The sequence below is a fragment of the Mangrovivirga cuniculi genome (assembly GCF_005166025.1).
Taxonomy (GTDB): domain Bacteria; phylum Bacteroidota; class Bacteroidia; order Cytophagales; family Cyclobacteriaceae; genus Mangrovivirga; species Mangrovivirga cuniculi.
The window spans coordinates 1310458-1335083 of record NZ_CP028923.1; the positions used below are offsets into that span (position 1 = coordinate 1310458).

The following is a 24626-nucleotide window of genomic DNA, read 5'->3' on the forward strand; positions in this document are numbered from 1 at the left end:
AATTTATAAGGCAGAATACATATTTTAATTCATATTTGCATATGATTAAATCAATGACAGGTTATGGGATGGCCAGACATGAAGATGAACATTGTCTGGTTATGGTTGAAGTGAAATCACTTAACTCAAAATACCTAGACACACAAATTAAATTACCAAAGGAATTTACCTCAAAGGAAATTGAAGTGAAATCACTCATTTCAAAAATTCTTCAGCGTGGTAAAGTTTCAGTTTCTATTGATTTCCAGGTAAAGGATGATAGTTTGGCGAGGATTAAGTATAATAAATTACTTTTTCAACATTACTACAAAGAACTGACAGAACTAAAAAATGCAGTTGGTCACCAGTCTGATGCTGATCTATTCCGCCTGGCAGTCCAATCACCTGATGTAATGGAGGATTTCCTGGATGAGGAAGAAATCGCAGAATTCTGGCCTGTATTAGAAGACACCATTAGTGAGGCTTTGAACAAGACAGACGGTTACAGGCAGAAAGAGGGTGAAACTCTTTCCAGACAAATTCATGAAGAAGTAGAAAATATTGATAAATTTCTTGAGAAGGTAAAAGATAGAGATCCTGAACGTGTAGAGGTAATCAGGGAGCGAATAGAAAAAAATATTAAGGAATATATCGAAAAGGATAAAGTTGATGAGAACAGGTTTGAGCAGGAACTGATCTATTACATTGAGAAATTAGATATAAATGAAGAAAAGGTGCGATTAAAAGCACACCTAGACTATTTTATAGAAGTTCTCGATTATACAAATAGTAGTGGTAAAAAACTTAATTTTATCGGTCAGGAAATTGGCCGGGAGATCAATACAATTGGCAGTAAGGCTAATGACGCTGTGATTCAGAAGTATGTTGTAAACATGAAAGAATCACTCGAACAAATAAAAGAACAGATATTGAATATATTATAAAAAAAGCGAGGTATAAAACCTCGCCTTTTTTTGATCAATAAAACTAAATATTTAGTTAAATAAGGTGAAAAATTATTGCAATTTAAAGAAAACCGGGATGGTCATTCTTTGTCGTACTTCGCGACCACGCTGTTTACCTGGGTTCCATTTAGGAGCATTTTTTATTACTCTTAAAGCCTCTTCATCTAACCCGCCTCCAATAGGTTTTACAACTTTAATATTGGTTAGTTTACCTGTTTTGTCGACAATGAATTGAACGTAAACACGACCTTCGATACCCATTCTTCTTGCCTTTGATGGATATTTTAAATTATTTCTCAAGTATTTCATCCACGCTTCCTGTCCGCCGGGAAAGTGAGCACTTTCTTCTACGATATCATGTACTTCATTATTAATTTTCTCATCCTTCGGCTTTTCAGTTGATACCGGAATATCAATAATGGTTGTTTCATCAATTTCAATCGTAAAGTCATCCAGGTCAGGATCTTCTATTGGTTCATCTGTCTCTACAAATACAACAGGTTTTGGTTCAGGAGGAGGTGGAGGAGGATTTATATCCGTTGGAGGAATAATCAATGGATCCTCAATTTCACCCTTATCAAACACATATTTATTAATATCTTTGTCAGGCTCTGTTTTATACTCAAACGCTACCAAAACAGCTCCCATAGCTATAATAAATCCCAGGCTTAAAAACATTGGAGATTTCTTCTCAAGATTCGCTTTTTCTGATTTTTTCGGTTCCATAAAAACTAAAATTTTAGTTAAACTTTATAAAAAAAAACTATATATTAAAATACACTGGTATTATTATTTGTTGCTTTACAGGGATGCCCTGAAGCTTTCCCGGTTCAAAATCAGGGAAGAGTTTTACTATTCTAATTGCTTCCTGATCTACTATATCCTCAATACCTTTTACTACTTTTATATTAGAAATTTGGCCTGTTTCTGATATTGTGAAACGAACAAAAACCCGTCCTTCAAAGTACTTTCTATTTAATATTGAGAGGTTTATATTTTCTTTGATAAATGTTGCTATATGTTCGATTCCTCCCGGAAAAGTTGCTGATTCTTCTAAGGGACATTTAAAGATGCATGAGTTATAATCGTTTTGATCAATTTCAATTATTGACTTGTCCTCTTTCATTGGCTCCACCTCAGTTTGTTTACAAGAGATAGTAATCAATAAACTTATAAGCGCTATATTTTTAATATGTTGTAAATTAGTGTTCATATTAACTATGTCTTTAGTTAAATATAACTAATATTTTAGTTTTAAGCAAATAGACATAAAAAAAGCGTGAGAATTTTCTCACGCTTTTTATATCTTTTGTTTGTAGTCTTATTGCAACTTAAACATTATAGGGAAAGTCATTTTCTGAATCACCGGGCGACCTCTTTGCTTACCAGGCTTCCATCTTGGTGATTCTTTTAGTACCCTTACAGCTTCTTCATCACAGCCTCCGCCGATACCCTTTACAACTTTGATATCTGAAAGCTGACCAGTTTTACTAACTATAAACTGTACATAAACTCTACCTTCGATTCCCATTCTACGAGCTTGAGAAGGATAGTTCAAATTCTTTTTCAAGAATTGGTACCATGCATCCATTCCTCCTGGGAAACTTGCAGACTCCTCAACAATCGTAAATACCTGCTCAACCTCTTCTTCAACAGGCTCAGCTTCGAACTGTACTTCTTCAATTACAGTTTCCTCGTCGATCTCTACGTCAAGGTCTACTTCAATATCTTCTTCTATTTCTTCTTCATCTGGAACCTCAATAATCTCTGGTTGCTGAATTTTTGGTGGTGGTGGAGGAGGCTGTTCCGTGATCGGAATATCAATAGTCTCTTCAACCGATTCGTTCATTGCACCAAAGTTCTGAATGTCTTCATCATCTTTGAAGCCATATTCGAACGCGAATAAAACCAAAGCAAGAGTTACCACATATCCTATACTAAGGAATAGAGGTGATTTTCTTTCAAGATCTGCTTTTGGACTCTTTTTAACTTCCATAATATCTTTAACTTCAAATGAATCTCAAATATACCTATTTTATAGTACGTTTCAAATATACTAAAAGTTTAGTTTAAGACAAATTTATCCCCGCCTTGTATACAAGGAAAAAAATAAAATACCCTGTAAGGCAACCTATACTATTGGCAATCAGGTCGATAACCTCCAGGCTTCTATTTGGTATAAGGGCTTGAATGAATTCAAGCAGGAATCCAAAGATTACTGCAAAAACTACAGCAAACTTTTCAGGCCTTTCTTTAATTTCCTTGAATTTGTATTGCTTTGTGAACCCAATGCATAGTAGAAAAACCAAAATTGCGAAAAAGCCCACATGAGCAAAGGTGAATATATCCGCCTTGCCCCAAATATTTAATTCAACCATTTCTCCACCAGGAGTAAGGGTTAGCACTGCAATTATCAGTGCCCAGACAATACCGAATAAATTATATCTAAAAAACAAAACTTAATTATCCTACAAGATCTTCGTATTCTGCAGCATCGATCAATTCATCGAGTTGAGATTCATCTTCAACTTTGATTTTGATCATCCAGCCGTCACCATAGGGATCCTCATTTACTTTTTCGGGAGAACTTTCAAGTTCATCATTAAATTCAATGATATTTCCGGATACAGGCATGAAAAGATCTGAAACAGTTTTTACAGCTTCTACAGTACCAAAGGTTTCACCTTGTTCTATATCTTCACCTTCTGTTTCAACTTCTACATAAACAATGTCACCTAGTTCTTTTTGAGCGAAATCTGTAATTCCAACAGTTACAACATCGCCATCAATTTTTACCCACTCGTGATCTTTTGTGTATTTGAGGTCTTTAGGGATATTCATCAGTTTTCTTTTTTTAATTGTTTATCGTTGGCCAAAAATAAATCAAATTTTGAAGTCTGAAAATGTTTTGACGTAATATCCTGATTATTGTGCGAGGCTAAATTGTACCTGGAAGCCAAAAGCCGTAGTAGATCTTGGAAAAGTGTTGGTTATTCTTGGTCTGTTTACACTTCTCTCAAAATAAAACTGGACATTCCATTTAGGATCGATCATATATCTGATTGTTGGCTTTACCTGAAAGTTATAATTTCCATTTGTAGCCTGTGGGTCTTCTCCAATTGTCCTTTGAACAGTATAAGAATCACTGATTGTCAGGCCTAACCTGAATTGGAGTTCATTTTTTAGTGATAGATTCTGGCCTTGAACTTTAATAGGTAATTTCATTCCTGTTTTGGTATACCCCACATCAATAACCAGGTCATTTCTTCTTAATTCAGTCACTTGGCTATTGTTAATATTTAATCCAAGATTTCTTTCTTTTTATATTCAACCCTAATTGAAGCACGATTTTTAGTTCTCAGATTAATACCAATTAATGGATTGAAACTTTCTTTAATGATTACCTGACTGATTGTGTAAAGTGGTACGAGAATACCGTTGGGATCAGTTGGATCAATAGGATTTCCATTTTGATCGAAAGGAGCTGCCAGACCATAATTACCAAATCTGTTAACTAGTTCCAGGTTTTCTTTATACAATAGTGAACTCGAATAATTATTGATATTTATTGAAGAGCTATAACCATGCGTTATACTTATAGATCTGAATGATTTCTTAAATAATTTCAACTTCGATAATCCATTATAAGATACAGTCCATGATGGAATCGGGAATTTTGGTAATCTACCCAGTCGGGTATCTCTGGCATTTTCTCCGGAATATGCGGCCAGGAATGCCGGTATTAAGACGTCCTGAGCATTAGTATCATATGAAATGGTACTTTCATTATTAAAATTCAATCGATCCTGAATAATTTCCCGATTAGCAACGAACTCTTCATATGCCGGAGAATAGTAATCATCAGTTGACTTTTCAAAAGATGTAGCAATAGAAAGCCAGGAGATCTCATATGAGCCTGTTCTAACCGGGGTTAAAGACCGGAATCCTGAATTTTCTGATTGATCGTTGTTCGGGTTATACCTGAAAATTTCTTCGAAATTATCCTGGGTTCTTTTTCTTGCATCTAATGTTATCTGAAGATCATTTGCCGGTTCAATTGTTATTCTGAAATTCAAATCTTCAGTTCGCATTTGCCTGAATGGTGTTGTCAGGGTAGTGTCCTGAGTAAGCCATCCATTATTTGCAGCTCTGTACCGGATAGTTGGATCCTGACTACCAAAAACGAAACCCCATCCTGGTGATTCAAAATCAACATCCATTCCAAGAATCTGAGGAGTTCGAATATATCCTGCAAGTTGGGTTTGCTGACTTACGTTATATGAGAAATTAGCTGATCTTATCATCATCAGGAATCTCAAAATCGAGTTCCCTGCATTTCCTCCGGATTTTTCATCTTCTTCTTCCTGATCCCTGTTTCTTGATCTTGATCTCGATCTCGATCGTGAGGAAGGAGTATTAATTTTTTGTAAAGCTTTACTTTTATTGTAGAGTTTTACAAAGTCTAATCTTCCTGAAACATTTTGATCATTTCTGTTATTCAGGGTATTTCCGTATTGATCGATCTGATCTCTCGCAGCAGCAAGGAAATTATATCCTGTGGTGTATCTCAGATCAGCACTTACCCAGTCAACCAGTGGTATTTTGTCTAGTGGAACTGTATAATTTAAAGTGGCAGTCTGTTCATATCGTTTCATCCTGCCAAAGTTTTTAATATTATCCCAGATCACCTGTTTTTGGGCATCGGTAGTTATCTCACCTTCCGGTTCATCAATAATTGCATTAGCAGTCGATCTGAAATCCAGGGATAAGTTATTAGACAGGTCCCATCTAACACCATGAGTTCTGTTGAAAAAGAAAAACTTCTCGATATTGACCAGGGACGGGTCAAGTTGAAAGTCTTCTGTCCAATATTGTCTTTTAGTAAATTTCCTGTCTAATTCATACCTCACATTTATATTTTTCGGAACCGGATTGAAATTAAAATCTTTTATTAATTTCATCCATGGTGATCTCATTTTCTCACTTTCCTCAAAAGGACTCCAGCCCTGATATTGAGAAGCATAATTATAGGCTATGCTTCCACGATACTGGCGATTGATAAATGCCGCCATTTGATCATTATTCGCTTCTGATTCACTGAAAGAATATGAAAAAGCAAAATTTTCTATATCGTAAATCCTTGATTTGGCATCCGGGTCTGTTTTAGTCTTTTGAACATTGATGAAGTTAATCGAACGCTGGGTTCGACGGGCAATAGCAACTCTTTCATATAACTCTCTCTCCTCCGGATCATCAATAGCTGCAAGAGCTGCCTCCAGTCGGATATCCTGATCGAATGGATCAAATAAAGGAGTGTCTTTTTGCCCATTAAAACTCATGTACATTGGTATCTTCAATCCCCAGTCTTCCGGGAAAAATTTATCCAGATTAAATGTAGAAGTTATGTCATAATTGAGAATATCAGACCTCTGAGTTTCACTAATTCTTTGCTGAATGCCTCCAAAACCAACTGTAGAATACCTTAAGCTCGAATTTATAACAGCGAAATCAGCTAATTTCAATCCCATCCTTGCTGTTGCAGCCCAACCCCGGCTGGTAGCTAAGCCTGTCACTCTTAATTCGTCAAACCAAACACAAACATCATGAGTAAGTCCATCAGGACTTTCAGGGTTAATTACACCCATGGAAAGATTTCTTACATTTTGAAGATTTGGTCGACCTTTGATGGTAACTGTATATTGTCGAACCTGCTGAGAGAATGAAAATGCAACACTATCTCCAAATTGAAGATCTCTATTCCTTTTTACTGTCTGTATCTCATCGAGTGCAATATCTATCCAGTTTTGTTCCGGCCATATTCCTTCTCTATCTTCAGGACTAATTCCAAAAGGAGTCATTTTAAGAGGTACTGCGATCTGGTAATAGTTTTGGCCATCATCCTGACCCAATCTTATGAATGCCTGTAATTCATCATCCTGAGCAGTTCTTGAATGGGCATGTATGAACATTTTCAACCTCTCAAAGTTGACCATGTCCAGATCGTCTACCTTATATATTGATTTTTTGGTTCCATTTGGAAGATCATCGACACATAGCTGAAGTGATTGTTCATTTAATCTTCTGGCTACATTTGATGTATTATCCTGATCTCTTGAAATTCCCGGTGGAAGGTTATACGGAACATCATCGGGGCCTCCGCTACCATTTTCTTCGATATTAACTACTGAAATGTTAACCGGAATATCTTTTGGTTCTTCGATTTCTCCAAATCCCGGTAGATATGGAGATTCAAGTGATTCCCGCCATTGGCTACCTACTAACTGAAATTTGGCCATTCTAACAACTGCAGGTTGTTCGAATTCAGTCATGTAGAGTCTGACAAATTTTATCGATTTGAATCCATTAATGCTTCCATATTTCTTTTCTGGTTGCCTGATAGGGATTCTTACCAGATACCATGTAGTTGGTTCCTGAGCTTCGTTAATATTATTAGTTACTTTATCAACGATATAATTTTTTCCTACTTCCAATTCCCCGGCCTTAAATCCAACGAATATTCATAGTAGTTTTCTACATCAGAAATACTATTATCATTATTGAGGTCTTCATTATCAGGGAAATTGTTACCAACCGGCGAAAAGTTCAGATTTGTGGTATTTATAACCGGAGTGTTTCCATCGTGGTTATTATAATCTTTATATCGTTCCAGAATTTTGGCATTACTTTCATCGAGTGAAGGACCTAGATAATATTGAAAATTGTCTGCTGAAGGATCATCCTGGACTGCAATGGCAGCACCACCTGACAATCCATTTATAAAATCTTCATAAAACTCTACTTCCTGGTCATTTCTAACTCCGTCGTGACCCACATCCTGATTTTCTCTTGATTCTGCATTATTATCAAATGCATCTGTAAGGAACTGCCTGTTAGTAACTTCTCCCCATTCTGTTATATCTTCGTTTTGATCACCTCCGGTAGGATCGAGGCCATTTTCAAAGCCGTGTTTTCCATCTTTGATGACATCTTCTGAAATATCTCCCAGGTTAAACACCAGCTTACCACCAGTCGTGTTAGCTTGCGGGTTTCCCCGTCCATCATCAATTAATCCATTTGGATTTGACAGATTACCCTGAGTAACATTTATGAAAGGATCGAGCATCCAGAACTCGATATATTGTATATTATTGCGATCGAAATCGATATCACCAGTTATCGCTCGCGTAATACCACCAAAATTATCTTTGGGGTCTCCGGCAAGAGTACCATCGTTTTCAAGATCGGGATTGTAATTATACGGACCTCTTTCTTCAGGATAATAGGCAAGATCAAAAACAGGTAAGTTTACGTTGATCTGTTGCCTGTCCTGTCTTTCAAAAATTTGCTGAGGATATACCGGGGCGACATAATGATTCTGAATATCTTCATCTGTGATATTCGATGGCTTTTCTGTCCCTCCATCTCTGTAGAAAACATTATCGATAGTATACCAGGCTAATTTAGCCCTTTTAAAACCGTATTCAAGGTTATTTATACCTACGTCGCCAAAATATCTGTTGTCGTCAGTTGCCGGAGTAGACGATAAGCGCCAACCCTGTGCACCACCTCCGAGGTTAAACGGAGTTACTGCTGATTCAAAATCATCAATGTAAAATGTCTGGTCTCCATCAACGACGTTGGTAGTACCTGATATCAATTCTGCATATTCTCCTGAAATATTTACGGTCGATTTTTCTTTAGTTGATATCAGTGGTATTGCATCTACTAACCTGGTCAGGATTCTACTGTCATCACTAAAATTAAAATCGAGACCGTATTTAGTGTTTCGGGTTGGTTCATCACCAATTCTCCATCGGGTTCTGCTGCCACGCCTTTGCCAGTGATGTAGGAAAGTACCTCCGAAATTTATTTTATCGCTGATCCGGTAGTCAAGCCTTGTTCCTGCTAAAAACCGGCTGTTGAATGTAAAAACATCGTCCTTTTCGTAAGTGATCTGTATCTGTTTGCCCGAATTCAGAACACTTTCATTTAGAATAGTAACCCTGCCGATCTGATAATTCACCCTGTAGTCAACTCCTTCAAGAAGTGGGGTACCACCAGCGTATATTATAACGGATCCTTCTGCGATATTATATCCTCTCAAAGCTATTTCTGAGCTGCTTCCAGATTGGAAACTACCTGAGATCAGATATTTATTTTTAACAGTTTGAAGTTCCGCATCAGCCTGGGTATTCGTATACAATGAATCGAAAACGTATTTTGAGTACCATTCCTCAGTGACTCTTTCTTTAATTGTTTCACCAAAAGGCTCGATCACTGGAAATTTTATTAACCCTCTTTCTGTATCAATTGTGATTCCTTCAATAAAGTCAAAGTTTCCGTCAGCAGGAGGGTCATTTGCGGGCCCCAATTGATCAAGCTTTACAACTTCGATTAATGGAATATCTTTGATCTGACTTTCCGATAAGTTGGGATAATACTGACCAGTACGATCATCCTGATAAATTACTCTTAATTGAAAGTCTTCTGGGTTTATTCGGTTTGCATTTAAATTATAAATGTTTTTCATCATCAGGTCCCAGGTAGGGGCCTGTGTGAGAATCTGCCTTGGTCTGAGCATTTTCAGGTAAATAACAGATTCATTTCCCCGAGACTGATAATCAGACTGAAGTTCACCTACCTGGTATCGATCACCATTGTAAGTGTATTCGTAAGCTACAGCCAGCATTTCATCATTTTGTAATTTTCTTAATAGAGTAATATACCCTAGTTGAGAATTGATGATGTATTCTGAAGGATCAAGCTTACTTGCCGATTTTATCAATTCGAAATCCACACCTTTTTCAAGGTTAAAATCATTTTCCAGAATCTGTGATGCATTGTCAACATCAAAAATTGTCGGTCCATAATTTTGGATATCACTAAATAACGAATTGGCCTGGTTTCGGGTAGGGGAGTTGGCTGCATTCGTGGCCGATTGAAACTGATCGTTATTTACAATTACATTTTCTCCAAGGTCCATAAGAGCAACTACATTTCTGAGGGACTCTGTATCATTACGACGGTTTAAAACATATACTTCAACTCGTGGTGTTACATTAAGACCTGAGGTGAGGTTTGGAAGATTATCATGCCACGTATTATAATTTGCCCTGAAAAACTGACCTAATAGAAAGTGTCTGTTTTCATCATAGTCTGAGGCTCTAAATTGAAATTGCCTGCCCTGAAATCCCTGGTTAATTGTAATGGTTTCTGATTTACCTCTTTGTTCGGAAAAAAGTGTGGTTATAAAAAGTCTACCAAACTGCATTTGAGTTTTTACTCCAAATAAGTTTTGTCCACCTGTTATTAAAGAGTTTGATAGAGGTAAACTAACATTACCAACTTCAAGTTTTTTTATAATGTCTTCTTCAAAACCTGAATATTCCAGCTTCAGGTCATTTTGAAAGTCAAAAGAATTATTGTTGTCAAATTGAGCCGTAACTTTCATCTTTTCCCCGATGTTACCTACGACATTCATACTGATCTGCTGATCGAACTCGAACGTTCCGTTTCTTTGTTGCCTTACCGGTATGGATGGATTAAGTACTCTCTGATGTCTGTATCCTAAGTCAAGGGTTATAAACCCATTAGGCACAATATTAATTTCAGAGCCTCCAAAAATCCTGTCAAATACAGGGCTTATGTATAGTGTCGGGATTAGATTTCTACCACTTACAGCACTTTCTCCATCAAGACCTGCAGATTTCGATTTGAAATAATCCTTTTTTAATTGCTGTTCCTGAAGTTGATTGTACTTGTCAAAAGAAAGCCTTGTTGGAGGTCTATAAGGTATCCTGCCTAATTGTTCAAATACATTGTATGTTCCGGAAGTATCATATTCTAGTATGATCTCAGTTTCCTGTGGCTGACCAAGGTCAAAAGGAGAGTAAACTTTATCACTAGTAAAAGGATCGCCATACCTGTCTCTTAATTGAATATTCGGAACGAAAGATTCTTCATAAGGCTGATCATACCTGTCATCTTTCAGAGTGTCGGCCACAGCGGTATCCTGAAGTATATAATATGCTTCATTTAAACTCTCAGCTCCCGAAATAAACGGGATAAATACTACCCATAGACAAAATGTCCTTTTTAGATTCCGTAACAACAAATCAATATAAAGTTGAAAAAATCACGAGATTTTTAATGCTTGACGAATTAATTCTTCCAGACCAACCGTGTTTCCGACCTTTTTCAAAACAAGGTCTATATTTTTTTCTGCAGCAGGCTTAGCTATGCCTAAGGTTGTTAACGCAGACAATGCCTCATTTCGTATGTTTGACACTGAACTTTTTTCTTCATTAGCACCCAGATTCAGTTCTGCAGCTTCTTTCTTTAGTTTGTCTTTGAGTTCAAGGATTAATCTCTGTGCTGTTTTGGCTCCGATTCCTTTCACTCGTTGGATTGTTTTTACATCCTCGCTGACTACAGCATCAATAATTTCTGAAGCATTCATACCTGAAAGCATCATCAGCGCTGTACTCGGTCCAACGCCAGAAACACTAATAAGGTGCAAAAATAATACTCTTTCGCTTTCCTGGGCAAAACCAAAAAGGGTATGCGAATCCTCTTTAATGTGAAGATAGGTTAATAACTTAATATCTTCCTTATCAGGAATGGCCTCGTAAGTCTGTAATGATATTAATAAACGATATCCGACACCGGCAGCCTCAATGACTACCTGTGCCGGATCTTTATAATCTAATTTTCCTTTTATGTACGCAATCATTTTTTACGTTTTTTCTCATCATATGATTGAGCATCTACTACTGCAATTGCTACCATATTGATGATCTCCCTTATGCTTGATCCTAGTTGAAGAATATGAACAGGTTTATTCATTCCCAGAAGTATTGGTCCGATACCTTCTGCGCCTCCCATTTCCATAAGCAATTTATAAGCAATATTTCCCGAAGTCAAGTCAGGGAATATTAAAGTGTTAGCTCCTTTCTCTGCTAACTGACTGAAAGGGTAGGAATTTTGTTGAATTTCGGTGTCCAATGCCACATTTGCCTGTATATCTCCATCGATAACAAGGTTAGGGAATTTTTCTTTCGCCATTTTTACCGCTTTTTGAACCTTTTCAGGAATTCTCCCTGATGCAGAGCCAAAATTACTGTAAGAAAGCATTGCAATTCTAGGTTCAGAGTCAAAGAATTTTACTCCATCGGCAACTAATCCTACCAGATCCGAAAGTTCTTCTGCGGTTGGATCTACATTAACAGTCGTATCACCAAAGTAAAAAGTACCTTTATTATTTTTAATGATATAAATACCGGCTACTTTCTCTACGTCTTCAGCAGTACCGATTACCTGTAGGGAAGGTTTAATGGTAGAGCGATAATCTTTAGTTAATCCGGAAATTAAAGCATCCGCTTCACCCGTTTCGACCATCATTGCACCAAAATAGTTTCGGTCTCTCATCAGTTTAATAGCCTCACCTTTGGTAATTCCCTTTCTCTGGCGTTTTAAATATAGCTCTTCACCATATTCTTTTCTCTTCTCCTTTTCGAGATATGGGTCAATTATTGGGCAATCGTGCAATTCAAGACCGTTTTCTTCAACCAGTTCCTTGATTATTTGCTCGTTACCCAAAAGTACCGGTTTGGCGATACCTTCATCAACCAGAATTTGAGCAGCTTTTAATATTTTAATATGATCTGCTTCTGCAAAAACCACTCGCTTAGGATTTTTCCTTGCTCTTTGTATGATCCTTGCCATTAATCGAGTATCGATACCCAGCCTCTGTTGCAGGTTTATATTATACTCTTCCCAGTTCGAAATATTGATACGTGCTACGCCTGAATCTATAGCTGCTTTAGCAACAGCAGGGGAAATTGTTGTGATCAACCTCGGATCAAGAGGTTTTGGTATGAGATATTCTTTTCCAAACGACAGGGTTGGTTCATTATAGGCCTTCGTCACCATCTCCGGGACAGGTTCTTTAGCCAGTTCTGCAAGGGCATAAACAGCAGCTAGCTTCATTTCTTCATTTATTTCTTTGGATCGGACATCTAACGCCCCTCTAAAGATATATGGGAAGCCTAAAACATTATTTACCTGATTAGGATGGTCAGATCTTCCCGTAGCCATAATAGCATCAGGTCTTGCTTCCATTGCATCATCATATGGAATTTCCGGATCAGGGTTGGCCAACGCAAAAATTATTGGATTATCAGCCATCTTTTTTATTTGCTCTTGACTAAGAACATTTCCTACAGATAACCCTAAAAACATATCTGAACCTTCAATGGCATCATCCATCGTGGTTATATCACGAGCGGTGGCAAATTCAGCTTTGGTTTCATCGAGATTATCGCGATCTTTTCTTATAACGCCCTTACTATCGAGCATCACTATGTTTTCTTTTTGGCTCCCAGTGATAAATATAGTTTTGTACAGGAAACTGACGCTGCACCGGCACCATTTACTACTATTTTGAGATCCTCAATCTTCTTTTCTGTTAACTCCAGTGCATTAATCAACGCAGCCGCAGATATAATTGCGGTTCCGTGTTGGTCATCATGCATTACCGGAATATTGAGTTTTTCTTTTAGTTGTTTTTCAATTATAAAACAATCCGGTGCTTTTATATCCTCAAGGTTGACCCCACCAAAAGTAGGTTCTAAGGATTTAACAATATCGATAAATTTCTGCGGATCGTTTTCGTTAATTTCAATATCAAAAACATCTATACCTGCAAATTTTTTGAAAAGTACGCCTTTACCTTCCATTACCGGCTTACTGGCTTCAGGTCCGATATCACCTAAGCCAAGTACAGCAGTTCCATTTGAAATTACTGCTACCAGATTTCCTTTGGCAGTATAGGAATATGCTTTTTCCGGATCCTTATTAATTTCTTTACAAGGTTCGGCAACTCCCGGTGAGTATGCTAAAGCAAGATCAAGTTGAGACCCGAGTGCTTTTGTCGGTACTACTTCTATTTTTCCGGCAGGCTCCTGTTTATGATAATTCAGAGCATCTTGTTTTCTGATTTTAATCGCCATAACTGTTTTTTTATCTCCGTTACAAAGCTATTAATTTAGCTTAAAATTGCCGTATCAATTAGTTATATTATCGCTTTATCAAAATAAAAAAAGCCACTGATGTCAGTGGCTAAATATTTTATCCGATAGATTGGGATCAACTTTCGTTTGCCATCTTAAATGATTTAAGAATTAATTCTATTCTTCTCATCGGGTTTCTTTGATCTAATCCCGGAGAATACAGGAATCCTTCAATGTAGTACAACCTGTTTTTTGATTGATCCACCATGGTATAACTAAGAAAAGGCCCACCCATCGTGACATGGTTGGATCTCCATAACCCTCTCATTTCAATTGCAAAATTACCGTTGAAATTAACTGTGTCAATTTCTACATCGGCGTATTCCTGTTCTGTCGTTATGTAAGTTCGTTTATCAGCAGGATCAACAAAGAAATTTTCTTTTGTTATTTCATTTCTAAAAGCCAACAGACTATCCTTCAAGAAAATATTTTCATTATCATAGTCTGTATAATAAACGAAAATATTGTAATCAGACTTATCCAGAGCACTTCGGAACCATACCATATTGTCACTTTCCTGAGCAAGCATATATTCTCCGGGAAGCTGCATGGTAAATTCATGCTCCTTTCTCAGTTGTTCACTAACTGATTTTTTTGGTTTGTTGGCGTAAGTTCTCCTTTTTAATACCTGAATATCGCCGGAGACAAAAAGATCTCTTAATTCTTCTTTATTATCCTCAAGGTATTTTATTAGCTGGGCGGTATTATCAGCGTATAATAAACCAATAGTTTGATTTTTTGAATATACATTTCGCTGAACTGAAAAATGTATTTCAGGATCTTTTTTGATTGCTTCTTTTGCCTCAGTACTATAAAGTTCCAGAACTTCTTCAGGAGATTTAGAAGTTGCCACAATAAGAACATTTCTCATTTCTCTCAATGTTCTGTTTAATCTTTGAGGAGCAACCTGAAATACATCGTAGATTGGTTCAGGTCTGGGAAGCCCGGGAGTATTTATTCCAAAAACATTATTCACAGCTTCACTGATCATCCCTTCATACTGATTGTTATCAGCTATAATCATTAATGAAGAAACCTCACCAGCAGCTCTTGGTAAATTATTTTTGTTTTCACTCTCGTTAGAAGATTTGTCACACGAGGAGAAAAATAAAATTATAGAAAGTAAATAAGCGGTCTTGATTACTGCTCTGTACATAATTTATTTATTAGGATTTATGTAAAACTAATGGTTTAGTTTTAATTATCCTATTCTTAATTGCTGTCCAGGCTTAATTTTGCTTCCTTTAGAAAGATTATTAAGTTTTTTTAACTTTTCTACAGTAAGTCCTTCGTATTTTCTTGAAATATCCCAAAGTGTATCTCCGGGTTGTACTGTATAAACTTTAGATCCTTCCGGAATAGGTTGACGCTGAGGAGCTGAAGCTTTAGCGGTTGCAGATCCTTTAGAAATAGACTGACCAGGAATGATCCAAACACTAAGATTTTGTCCGCTGCGGATCATGTTACCCCTAATTCCATTCCATGCGCGAAGGTCTGCAATTCTGACGTGATATTTTTCGGCAATCAGCCCAAGAACTTCACCGCTTCTGACTTTATGATAAACTCTGGTTCTTCCATAGGTAGAGCCCACACTATTTCTGGCAAGGTATGCGACTCTTTCTTTTCCTTCTTCCTCAATTTTAGCGAGGATCTCTTTTTTATTTTCCAGGAAAAATGGTTTAACATCTACCGGAATATTAAGAGGGAAATTCCTTGTATCATCAGGAAGTGCGCCGTGTTTAATTTGAGGATTTAGCATTCTCAGATCATCCGCACAAACATTCAATTCTGAGGCAAGTGCATTTAAATAAACATAGTTACTGACATGCACCGTATCTACTGCAATTTCATATTCTAGTTCTGTGTCCAGATTATGCTCATGTCTATATTTTAAGGCATAGATCATCGCATAAAACTGAGGCACATAACTTCTTGTTTCTCTTGGTAGGTAAGGATAAATTTCCCAGAATGTTTTTTTATAACCAGATCTTCGTATTGCTCTTCTGACATTTCCAGGACCGGCATTATAAGCTGCAAGGGCAAGTTCCCAGTCATTAAACATATTGTGAAGAGACCTCAGATATTTACAGGCTGCAATTGTCGATTTTACAGGATCCATTCTTTCGTCAATGTAAAAATCATTGTTCAGGCCATACATACGGCCCGTAGCACCCATAAATTGCCAAAGACCAACTGCTCTTGCTCTGGATTTAACCTGTGGTTTAAGAGCCGACTCAATAATAGACAGATACTTTAATTCATCTGGTAGCTCATATTCCTCAAGATATTTTTCAAATAGTGGGAAATAAACTTCTGTCTTAGCTAATACCTGCCTGGTATGACTTCTGTTTCTTTCCACAAAATATTGAATGAACCCATATACAGTTCTGTTAAGCTGCATAGGAAGCTCAGTATCTATATTTTTTATGCGCTCTTCAACTTCTGTATAGGTGAAGTCAGGCGAATAATCAAAATTATAATGAGAGCCGTATGCCTGTGTTTCATTCAGACTATCTAACTCTTCCTCATCAGATAAAGCTACATTTACAGATGTTTGATTTATTTCGCTCCCGGAAGTGACAGGGATTAAAACTATATTATCTTCAAATTCTTTTAATCGCTCTTTCGAAACGGGTAGGGACGTAATCACATTTTTCTGAGCCTGCATGCCTAAGAAAAAAGTGACATTCAAGAAGTAAAAAATTATAACCTTTCTCATCTTATCAACCAATAGAATAACCTTTAACTACACAATATATAATTTTTTGGAGATTTAAAAAAGCTTTTCACAGCTTACTGAAAAAATTCCCAGCTTGTAAAAGTTCTTTTTCATTAAATGGTTTTCCTGTTATCTGCACTCCTACAGGAAGACCAGAGTCTTTATTCGAAAATGGAATATTTAAAGAAGGCAACCCGCAAAGTGATGCTTGAACTGTAAATATATCACCAAGATACATTGCCATTTGATCTTTATTCTTTTCTCCTAATTTAAATGGCTCAGTGGGAGCCGTCGGAGTAATGATAAAATCATATTTCTTTAATATTTCCAGTGTTTTATTTCTTATTAATTTTCTTGCTTTCAGGGCCTTAACGTAATAAGCATCGAAATAGTCTGCTGAAAGCACAAAAGTTCCAAGCATAATTCTTTTCTGAACTTCCGGACCAAAACCTTCTGTTCTGGATTTTTTATATAATATTTCAGGATTTTCGGCATGATCAGATCTATGCCCGAATCTTACCCCATCATATCTTGATAAATTACTACTAGCCTCAGCAGTAGTCAAAATGTAATAGGTGGGAAGTAAATAAGGAAGAAGATCAAATTCAATTTCTTCGACCTGGTTACCAGCTTCCTCTAATTTTGACAAAGTATCCTGAAACACATTTCTGACCTGAGGAGATAAACCCTCATGATTTAATGCTTCTGCAAGGTAGGCTACTTTGTACGTTTTTGACTGCTCTTCTTCCAACTCATAACTTTCTTTTTTGGATGAAGATGAGGTGCTGTCTTTATCATCTTCACCTGCCATAATTTCGAGAAGTAAGGCAGCATCTTCGGCACAATTTGTGAATGTTCCGATACAGTCAAAAGATGATGCATAAGAAGCCAGTCCGTATCTGCTTATTCTTGAGTAAGTAGGCTTGAAACCCCAAACTTTGCAAAAGCCAGCAGGCTGTCTTACTGACCCACCGGTGTCTGTTCCCAGAGATACAGTGCATAAACCGGCTTGAACAGCTACTGCACTACCACCACTGGATCCACCCGGTACTCTTTTATTATCGATAGCATTTAGAGTTGGTCCGTATACAGAAGTTTCGTTTGAGGACCCCATTGCGAATTCATCACAATTCAGGATACCGATAATAATCGCGTCTTCATCGATAAGTTTCTGAACCGCAGTTGCTGTATATAATGATTTAAATCCTTTTAATATTCCGGATCCACAGGTTATTGAGTGATCTTTATAACAAAGTACATCTTTAATTCCTACAACCACTCCTGCAAGTTTACCCGCTTTGCCTTCATTGATTTTCAGATCTATTTCTTTGGCTCTTTCAATGGCTTCTTCTTCAAACACTTCAATAAAAGCATTGAGGTGTTTTTGCTCATTAATAGAAGAAAGGTAATGCTTTACTACATTTTCGCAGTTAGCATTACCTTTCAAAATTAAATCTTGAATTTCTTTGATCGTCTTTGAAGGCACGGAATGAAATTATTTCTCTACTTCTTTCTTGCTTTCGTCTATTTCTTTTGAGATGTCTTTAGTAGCATCTTTGAACTCACGGATTCCCTTACCCATTCCTCTGGCTAATTCAGGAATCTTTTTTGCTCCAAACAGTAGTACAACTACAAAAGCAATTAATATTAATTCTCCGGCTCCCGGAGTCCATGCTAAAATTAAATCTAACATTACTAAAGTGTTTTAAATTCAGTTGTAAAATTAATCAATTTACGTTCACCAACAAACACAGTGGTATTATTTTAAGTCACTATGTAATGTTCTTAACGTAATGAATATTAATAAGTTATTAGAAAGGCTTCAGTATATCCGTATTCTTTTATTTTCTTCAAAGAATTCATTGCCTCTTGTTTATTCAGAAAAGGACCTACTCTATATTTGAAAAGGCCGTTATCTTCTTTATGAACGACTAATTTTTCCAAATGATCATTTGGAAGATCAAAATACCTGGATTCATCCTTTAAAGCTGCGATTTGGACAAAGAATTGACCAGGAGTGTTTTTTTGAGATATTTTATCTGATTCAGATTCTCTGGATGTATGGATATTTAGCTCTCCTTTGTAATTAGGCTTATAATCCAAAAGTTTGTAAGACCTGGTAACTAAAAAATTATCGAGTAGAGGAGAATATCTTTTTTCACTAACTCTGTAATTATTTTTGTTAAGTAATGATCTTGAATCAGTAAGAAATGTATTGATCATAGATTTATCGTTCCCATTAAGCTTTAATGAGTTAATTAAATCCATTTTGTCAGCAGGGATTATATAAAAACGCTTCAGGCCTTCAAAATACTCTTTATATACCCAGGTTAAATAGTAACCGGCATCGCCAAAGCGAATTGTATTATCAATTTTGCTTTTTTCTATTTCAAGACTAAAAAGCATTCCCCCATCGGTATATCTTTTTCTCTGATTACTAACAAAGTTTCCGAGACTATAGGCCGTTATTTTTTCTTCGTTTTCCGTTTTGTTGAATGTTCTTTTAACAGGCTGGATTACATGAGGATGCATTCCAATAATTGCGTCAGCCCCATAATCATAAAATAACTTTTCCCATTTAAGCTGGTCCTGACCCGGTAATCTTCTGTATTCTGCACCCCAGTGTACAACCACAATTATTTTATCGACATTACTGTTACGGGCTTTTTTCAGGTCTGCAGTTATTTGTTCTTTATCAAGACGATTTACAATAACAGGAGGGGAGTCAGGAATCCCATTTGTCCCATAAGTATAATTTAGAAAGGCAATTTTAAACCCGCTTTTTTCAATTATTAAAGGATAGAGTTCATCTCTTTCTTCTTTATTTCTAAATGTCCCGGTATGATTGATGCCGAGACTATCTAAAACATCTAAAGTTCTGATGACACCTTTTTTTCTTCTGTCGTTTGAATGATTATTAGCAGTAACAAGAATATCAACTCCGGAATTTTGGAGAGCCACTGCAAGTTCATCCGGAGCAGAAAATTGTGGGTATCCTTTGTATGGAGGGCCGGCAAGAGTTAATTCCAGATTGGCGATGACCAGATCGTGACTTTGAAAAACAGGTTTAATATATTTAAAAACCGGGTTATAGTTATATCCTTCACCCTTATAATATGCAGCATTTATTTGTGAATCATGCTGCATAACATCTCCTGTAAACAAGAGTGATATACTATTTTCCTGCCCGTGAGCAAAAAAGAATAATAAAACTAAAGAAAAAGTTGAAATTATTTTTTTGATAGCCATATTTCAGGATTTAATACTTTTGCTCCCTGTCTAACCTGAAATTTCATCTCTGAAAGTCCTTCACTGTTAGTATAAACCTGTCCGATAGATTGGCCAGCCTTAACCTGATCTCCTCTTTTTACTGAGACATTTTTAATATTGGTATACACAGTCCTGTATTCTCCGTGCTGAATGATCACTACAGAACCTGCCATATCTCTTACACTGCCCTCAAAAGTCACTACACCATCGAAAACCACTTTAACTGACTCATTGGCCTGGGTTTGAATATTTATTCCATTATTTTTTATAACAACCTGCCTTAATACCGGATGATTTTGTTCTCCGAATCCCTGAGATATAAACCCCTGGTTTACTGGCCAGGGTAATCTGTTCTTATTTTCAGCAAATGATGCGGATAAGATTTTACCTTCAGGAGTATTTTCAACCCGTGTGTCAGATGCTTTTGATGCTTCAGCAGCTATCAGTTTATCAATTAAATTAGAAATTTCGACTGCTGCTCGTTTATTTTTTTCTATTTCTGCAATCAATAAGTTTTCTTTTTCTCCAAGTTCTGCAATAACATTAGACTGCTTATCTTTTAGTGATTGAAGCTTTTCATTTTCAGCAATCTGTTCATTTAACAGTATTTCCTGTTCTACTCTTTTAGTTTGCTTTGAAAGTCTGTTTTCTTTTAATAATTCCTGCACTGTCTGAATTTGATTAACCTGTGTCTTTCTTGCTTCAGAGTATTGCTGAAGGTATTTCATCCTCATTAGAAACTGGTTGAATGATTCAGCACTAAATAGAAAAGCTAATTTCCCGTATGAGCTATTGTTTTTGGAAAGCCCATAAATCATTCTGGCATATTCTTCTTTTAGATTTTCAAGATCACTATCAAGGGCATCATAAAGGAGGTCAATTTCAGAAATTTCAGAATCAAGCAGGTCGATTTCCGATTCAATTGCAGATATCAATTGTGAGCGGGTTTTGATTTGTTGATTGATAGCGCTTAACTGGCCTAAAGTACTCTTTTTCTGTTTAGTAGTTTGTTTAAGGATATTCTCAGCCTCATTGATTTTTTGCAAAGTACGTTTCTTTTTTTCTTGTAACTCGGCTTTGTTTTGAGCTGTTACAGAGAAAAATGAAGTCAAAAATATTATCAATATAAAAAAATAGCCTTTACACATATCTATTCAACTCTGGTATACTTTTCTGGAAGACTAAACGGGAAACTGATTGGTTTATCTTCTATTTCGATCTTATTATATTCTAAACCTATTTGGGCCATAAATTTAGCATTGTCTTCAAAATATTCAAGATAAATTATTGAAGTGAATGCCATAGGTACCTTTTTTCCTTTTGGATAATCAAAATTTCTATATACAACATTTAATTTATGGGGTACCGGAGTATCCGTCATGGTAATATTCTCTAATTTTAGCGTTACAGAATTCACCAAATTAACGACCTCTTTATCATTATAGTCCTGAACAACCTTATAAAAATTTCCTTCTTTTTCTACTTCAGCATTTTCTATATCCTCAATAGGCATTTCACCTAATAATAAAGCCTGCACTATATCAAAATCGAGTTCGATTTTATATTTTTCGGAAAGCTCCTTAAAACTAAATACTCTATATTTTTTTCGAGCCGATTCATCATTACCATCGAATCGCGGTTGATAAGAACTCGTCCTCCTTCAATTCCAATTGCAGAACCTAAAGACATCCAAATCAAAGAATCTTTTTTTACTCTGATATTAACGGTCGCATTTGTTTCGCTGGCATCGGTTTCCAATTTTATTTTACCTTTTGCTTTCAGGTAGTTAAATGTCAGCGTTTCAACCTTTAGCTTTTTTTTCTTTCCAAAATTGAAGTTTAGATCGGAAAACTTTTTATTACAAGATGTTAGTGTCAATAATGCCAGCAAAAAAATGGCCTGGTACTTAATTTTCATATAAGCGTTGTTCTGCAATTTTTTTATCAATAAACTCACTTGTCGAACCCTTGCTTTTTGCTATCTGCCATTGTTCGACTGCCTTTTGTTTCTCTCCTAATTTATAGAGAACATCACCATAATGTTCATAGATTGTTGCATTTGCATCATTTGTATCGATAGCTGATTTCAAAAATGTTTTTGCCTCTCTATATTTCTCCTGATTGAATAAAACCCATCCATGTGTATCTAGATAACGTGCATTTCCCGGGAAAAGCTCAATAAGCTTCGAAGACATTTTATGAGCCTTTTCCAAATTATATTTTCTTATTGCCAGGAAATAGGAATAATTGTTTAATACATGAGCAAGATCAGGATTTATTTTTAGTGCATTATCGTAAGCCTGATAAGCTTTTTCAAATTCTTCTCTGGCATGATATGCATCACCTTTGAGGCCATAAAAAACAGCCTGAAGATCTTTATCATTGTTTGTGTAAGGGATTGCCTGTTCAAAATACAATGCAGCATCATTATATTCTTTCAGTGTTAAAGCGGCCATGCCAGCATAATAGTACACTGATGGCTGGTTTGGATACAAGATCATTGCTTCTTCGGAATGAACTTTCAGATCTTCGTAATAGCCTAAGCTGTATTCCAGGTTGAGGATGTTTTGCCAAACTTCAAAATCATTCTCTTCTTTCTCTATTGCAGTAAGATATTTTGTTAAGGCTGATTTTTTATCACCAGCCTGAAAGTAAATATCACCCATTAACGCATGAGATTTGGGTTCATCCGGATGGGTTTCAATAATATCATTGCCCATGCTGATAATAAATGGAGCAGCCTCCGGATTATTAATTTCTTTAATGTATTCAGCTATGATATTAACTTTTGTTTGAAAATCGAGATTTGGATTTTTTACTGCCTCAGTCAGGATCTGCCTGCATTTGTCTTCTTCTCCTCGCTTACGATAGAGTTCTGCCAGCATTACCTGGGCTTTTGCATTATCAGGGTCATTTTTTAGTAGTAATGCAACCATTTTTTCAGCCTGGTCAAATTTTTCTAAGCTTACATACAGATTACTCAGTTCAAATATATACTTTTCGTTGTCCGGATATATATTGACAAGCTTTTGTAGTTCCTTAGCGGCTTCTTCTTCCTTACCCATTTGGAGCAGGAGAGTCTTTTTCCTGAACGCGGTTTCATACGAAACTCCCAGTTTTTCTTCTGCTTCATTCAGGATCTTCAAGGCCCTGTCGAAGTCTTTTTTGTACTGATAAAGAGTTGATAAGTTGAATAAATAGACATTCGAATTAGGAATGTTCTCGATTAGCTTTTCATAAGTTTCTATAGCTTCCTTAACGTCCCCGGTTTGAGTGCTTACCTCGGCATATAACAGGTAGATGTATTTATTATCTTTCTGATATTTAAGAGCTGCTTCAGCATAAGGTTTAGCCTCAAATGGTTTTCCGAGATTAAGATAAATTTCTCCTATTTTGTATAAGACAGTAGGATTGTTTTTATCTACCTCCAGAGCGGCTTCATAAAGAGTAAGAGCGGTATCATAATCCTGAAGAATAAAATACTTATTTCCTTCTCCAAAGTAATTTTCAAATTCTCTACGCTCTTTGTAATCCATGTTTTTGGATTGAGAATAAAGCGTATAAGTACTTGAAGCTACCGCAAAAAAGAAAATAAGATATTTTATCCCTCTATAGATCATTATTTTTTAACTGTATAATCGCCTATGCTAAGATCTTCGGCTTTGCCATCATATTGAACGTAATTCCCGATCATTGAGTTTGTGGCGTTTAATCCTGTAATCTTAGTGTCATCCTGTATTAATGAAGTATCAATTATACTTCTGTTTATTTTTGTATTATTCCCCACTGAAACGTGAGGGCCAACGACAGAGTTTTTGATTTCTGCATTTTCACCAATATAAACGGGCTCTATAATAGTGGAGTTGGAGATCTTTGCTGAATCCGCTATGAGTTTTTTATCTTTTATAAAATCAAGATATCTCATATTAGTATTTACAGTTACGTCTTTATTACCACAATCCAGCCACTCATCTACGGTTCCAGGAACAAATTTGCTACCCTTGGCTTTCATGTTTTCAAGGGCATTGGTTATTTGATATTCGCCCTTATCCTTGATGTCATTATCAATTAGATACTGAAGTTCCTTTCTTAAGAAATCTCCATCTTTCATGTAGTAAATACCTATTATTGCCAGGTCACTGACAAATTCCTGCGGCTTTTCAACAAAATCTGTTATGATTCCATCCTCATCGTATTTCACGACACCGAAAGCCTTAGGATCTTCTACTTTTTGAACCCAAATAATGCCGTCTTTTGAACTGTCAAGAGTGAAATCAGCACGGAACAATGTATCGGCAAATGCAATTATAGTGTTACCGGTCAGTAATTCCTCCGCACATAATATAGCATGTGCAGTACCCAGAGCTTGTTCCTGATGGTATATATGCCCTTTTGCTCCCAGGCTATCTGCAATTTTTAAGAGTTTTTGCTCGACATCTTTTCCAAAATCACCAATTACAAAACCGATATTTTCTACTTTATCATTGCAAACTTCGACAATATCTTCGACCAGGCGTTGGACAATTGGTTTACCTGCGATCGGAATTAAAGGTTTTGGAACAGTTAGAGTATGGGGTCTCAGTCTGGTGCCACGTCCGGCCATTGGAATGATAATATTCATACT

At 36.4% G+C, this 24626-nt stretch carries 16 protein-coding genes and 3 pseudogenes; 1 reads left to right on the forward strand and 18 read right to left on the reverse strand.

Annotation, left to right across the window (positions count from 1 at the left end; genetic code table 11):
- The first annotated feature begins 41 nt into the window (after window positions 1-41).
- Window positions 42-923 carry a YicC/YloC family endoribonuclease gene (locus DCC35_RS06020; protein ID WP_137089931.1) on the forward strand — a complete coding sequence of 294 codons (882 nt, stop codon included), beginning with the start codon at window positions 42-44 and terminating at the stop codon, window positions 921-923.
- A 72-nt stretch (window positions 924-995) separates the two neighbouring features.
- Here DCC35_RS06020 and DCC35_RS06025 read toward each other — a convergent pair whose 3' ends face one another.
- From DCC35_RS06025 to DCC35_RS06120, 18 genes and pseudogenes are all read right to left on the reverse strand, one after another.
- Window positions 996-1670 (reverse strand): energy transducer TonB, encoded by a 675-nt coding sequence (locus DCC35_RS06025; protein WP_246070163.1) that lies wholly within the window; start codon window positions 1668-1670, stop codon window positions 996-998.
- Between the two features lie 37 nt (window positions 1671-1707).
- A complete protein-coding gene (locus DCC35_RS06030; RefSeq protein WP_137089932.1) occupies window positions 1708-2157 on the reverse strand; it encodes an energy transducer TonB in 450 nt (149 codons plus the stop codon).
- Between the two features lie 108 nt (window positions 2158-2265).
- Entirely contained in the window at window positions 2266-2940 is a 675-nt protein-coding gene (locus tag DCC35_RS06035; RefSeq protein WP_137089933.1) for an energy transducer TonB, read from the reverse strand.
- A gap of 73 nt (window positions 2941-3013) precedes the next feature.
- Window positions 3014-3400: a VanZ family protein gene (locus DCC35_RS06040; RefSeq protein WP_137089934.1), complete on the reverse strand. Its 387-nt coding sequence runs from the start codon at window positions 3398-3400 to the stop codon at window positions 3014-3016.
- A gap of 7 nt (window positions 3401-3407) precedes the next feature.
- Window positions 3408-3785, reverse strand: coding sequence for a glycine cleavage system protein GcvH (gene gcvH, locus DCC35_RS06045; RefSeq protein WP_137089935.1), 378 nt, complete (start codon window positions 3783-3785; stop codon window positions 3408-3410).
- An 84-nt stretch (window positions 3786-3869) separates the two neighbouring features.
- A complete protein-coding gene (locus tag DCC35_RS06050; protein WP_137089936.1) occupies window positions 3870-4226 on the reverse strand; it encodes a hypothetical protein in 357 nt (118 codons plus the stop codon).
- Between the two features lie 17 nt (window positions 4227-4243).
- Window positions 4244-10947, reverse strand: a pseudogene (gene sov / locus DCC35_RS22020) (T9SS outer membrane translocon Sov/SprA).
- A gap of 132 nt (window positions 10948-11079) precedes the next feature.
- Window positions 11080-11676 carry a Holliday junction branch migration protein RuvA gene (gene ruvA / locus DCC35_RS06065; RefSeq protein ID WP_137089939.1) on the reverse strand — a complete coding sequence of 199 codons (597 nt, stop codon included), beginning with the start codon at window positions 11674-11676 and terminating at the stop codon, window positions 11080-11082.
- Window positions 11673-13954: pseudogene (locus DCC35_RS06070) on the reverse strand (NADP-dependent malic enzyme). The gene ruvA and the pseudogene DCC35_RS06070 overlap by 4 nt, the downstream one beginning before the upstream one ends.
- 136 nt (window positions 13955-14090) lie before the next feature.
- A complete protein-coding gene (locus DCC35_RS06075) occupies window positions 14091-15170 on the reverse strand; it encodes a DUF4837 family protein (protein ID WP_137089940.1) in 1080 nt (359 codons plus the stop codon).
- A gap of 45 nt (window positions 15171-15215) precedes the next feature.
- Window positions 15216-16682, reverse strand: coding sequence for a lytic transglycosylase domain-containing protein (locus DCC35_RS06080; RefSeq protein ID WP_217495922.1), 1467 nt, complete (start codon window positions 16680-16682; stop codon window positions 15216-15218).
- 118 nt (window positions 16683-16800) lie between these two features.
- Entirely contained in the window at window positions 16801-18180 is a 1380-nt protein-coding gene (gatA, locus tag DCC35_RS06085) for an Asp-tRNA(Asn)/Glu-tRNA(Gln) amidotransferase subunit GatA (RefSeq protein ID WP_246070164.1), read from the reverse strand.
- Window positions 18181-18228: 48 nt separating this feature from the next.
- On the reverse strand, window positions 18229-18426 hold the full coding sequence (locus tag DCC35_RS06090) for a Sec-independent protein translocase subunit TatA/TatB (protein ID WP_137089943.1): 198 nt from the start codon (window positions 18424-18426) through the stop codon (window positions 18229-18231).
- 107 nt (window positions 18427-18533) lie between these two features.
- Entirely contained in the window at window positions 18534-19982 is a 1449-nt protein-coding gene (locus tag DCC35_RS06095; protein WP_137089944.1) for a CapA family protein, read from the reverse strand.
- Window positions 19964-21049, reverse strand: a complete 1086-nt coding sequence (locus DCC35_RS06100) for a murein hydrolase activator EnvC family protein (protein ID WP_217495923.1) — start codon at window positions 21047-21049, stop codon at window positions 19964-19966. Before DCC35_RS06100 ends, DCC35_RS06095 begins: the two co-directional genes overlap by 19 nt.
- A 104-nt stretch (window positions 21050-21153) precedes the next feature.
- Window positions 21154-21920: pseudogene (locus tag DCC35_RS22025) on the reverse strand (DUF4292 domain-containing protein).
- Window positions 21910-23538, reverse strand: a complete 1629-nt coding sequence (locus DCC35_RS06115; protein ID WP_175402737.1) for a tetratricopeptide repeat protein — start codon at window positions 23536-23538, stop codon at window positions 21910-21912. Before DCC35_RS06115 ends, DCC35_RS22025 begins: the two are co-directional and overlap by 11 nt.
- Before the next feature lie 83 nt (window positions 23539-23621).
- The gene (locus DCC35_RS06120) at window positions 23622-24623 is read right to left on the reverse strand and encodes a sugar phosphate nucleotidyltransferase (RefSeq protein ID WP_137089949.1); all 1002 of its coding nucleotides are present in this window, start codon (window positions 24621-24623) and stop codon (window positions 23622-23624) included.
- Window positions 24624-24626: the final 3 nt, after the last annotated feature.

Excerpts from the sequence above, each read along its gene's own strand:
- gcvH (WP_137089935.1), bottom strand. The coding sequence starts at position 3,785 with ATGAATATCCCTAAAGACCTCAAATACACAAAAGATCACGAGTGGGTA.
- DCC35_RS06120 (WP_137089949.1), bottom strand. The coding sequence starts at position 24,623 with ATGAATATTATCATTCCAATGGCCGGACGTGGCACCAGACTGAGACCC.
- DCC35_RS06035 (WP_137089933.1), bottom strand. The coding sequence starts at position 2,940 with ATGGAAGTTAAAAAGAGTCCAAAAGCAGATCTTGAAAGAAAATCACCT.
- DCC35_RS06025 (WP_246070163.1), bottom strand. The coding sequence starts at position 1,670 with ATGGAACCGAAAAAATCAGAAAAAGCGAATCTTGAGAAGAAATCTCCA.
- DCC35_RS06115 (WP_175402737.1), bottom strand. The coding sequence starts at position 23,538 with ATGGATTACAAAGAGCGTAGAGAATTTGAAAATTACTTTGGAGAAGGA.
- ruvA (WP_137089939.1), bottom strand. The coding sequence starts at position 11,676 with ATGATTGCGTACATAAAAGGAAAATTAGATTATAAAGATCCGGCACAG.
- DCC35_RS06020 (WP_137089931.1), top strand. The coding sequence starts at position 42 with ATGATTAAATCAATGACAGGTTATGGGATGGCCAGACATGAAGATGAA.
- DCC35_RS06080 (WP_217495922.1), bottom strand. The coding sequence starts at position 16,682 with ATGCAGGCTCAGAAAAATGTGATTACGTCCCTACCCGTTTCGAAAGAG.
- DCC35_RS06090 (WP_137089943.1), bottom strand. The coding sequence starts at position 18,426 with ATGTTAGATTTAATTTTAGCATGGACTCCGGGAGCCGGAGAATTAATA.
- DCC35_RS06095 (WP_137089944.1), bottom strand. The coding sequence starts at position 19,982 with ATGGCTATCAAAAAAATAATTTCAACTTTTTCTTTAGTTTTATTATTC.
- DCC35_RS06030 (WP_137089932.1), bottom strand. The coding sequence starts at position 2,157 with ATGAACACTAATTTACAACATATTAAAAATATAGCGCTTATAAGTTTA.
- DCC35_RS06075 (WP_137089940.1), bottom strand. The coding sequence starts at position 15,170 with ATGTACAGAGCAGTAATCAAGACCGCTTATTTACTTTCTATAATTTTA.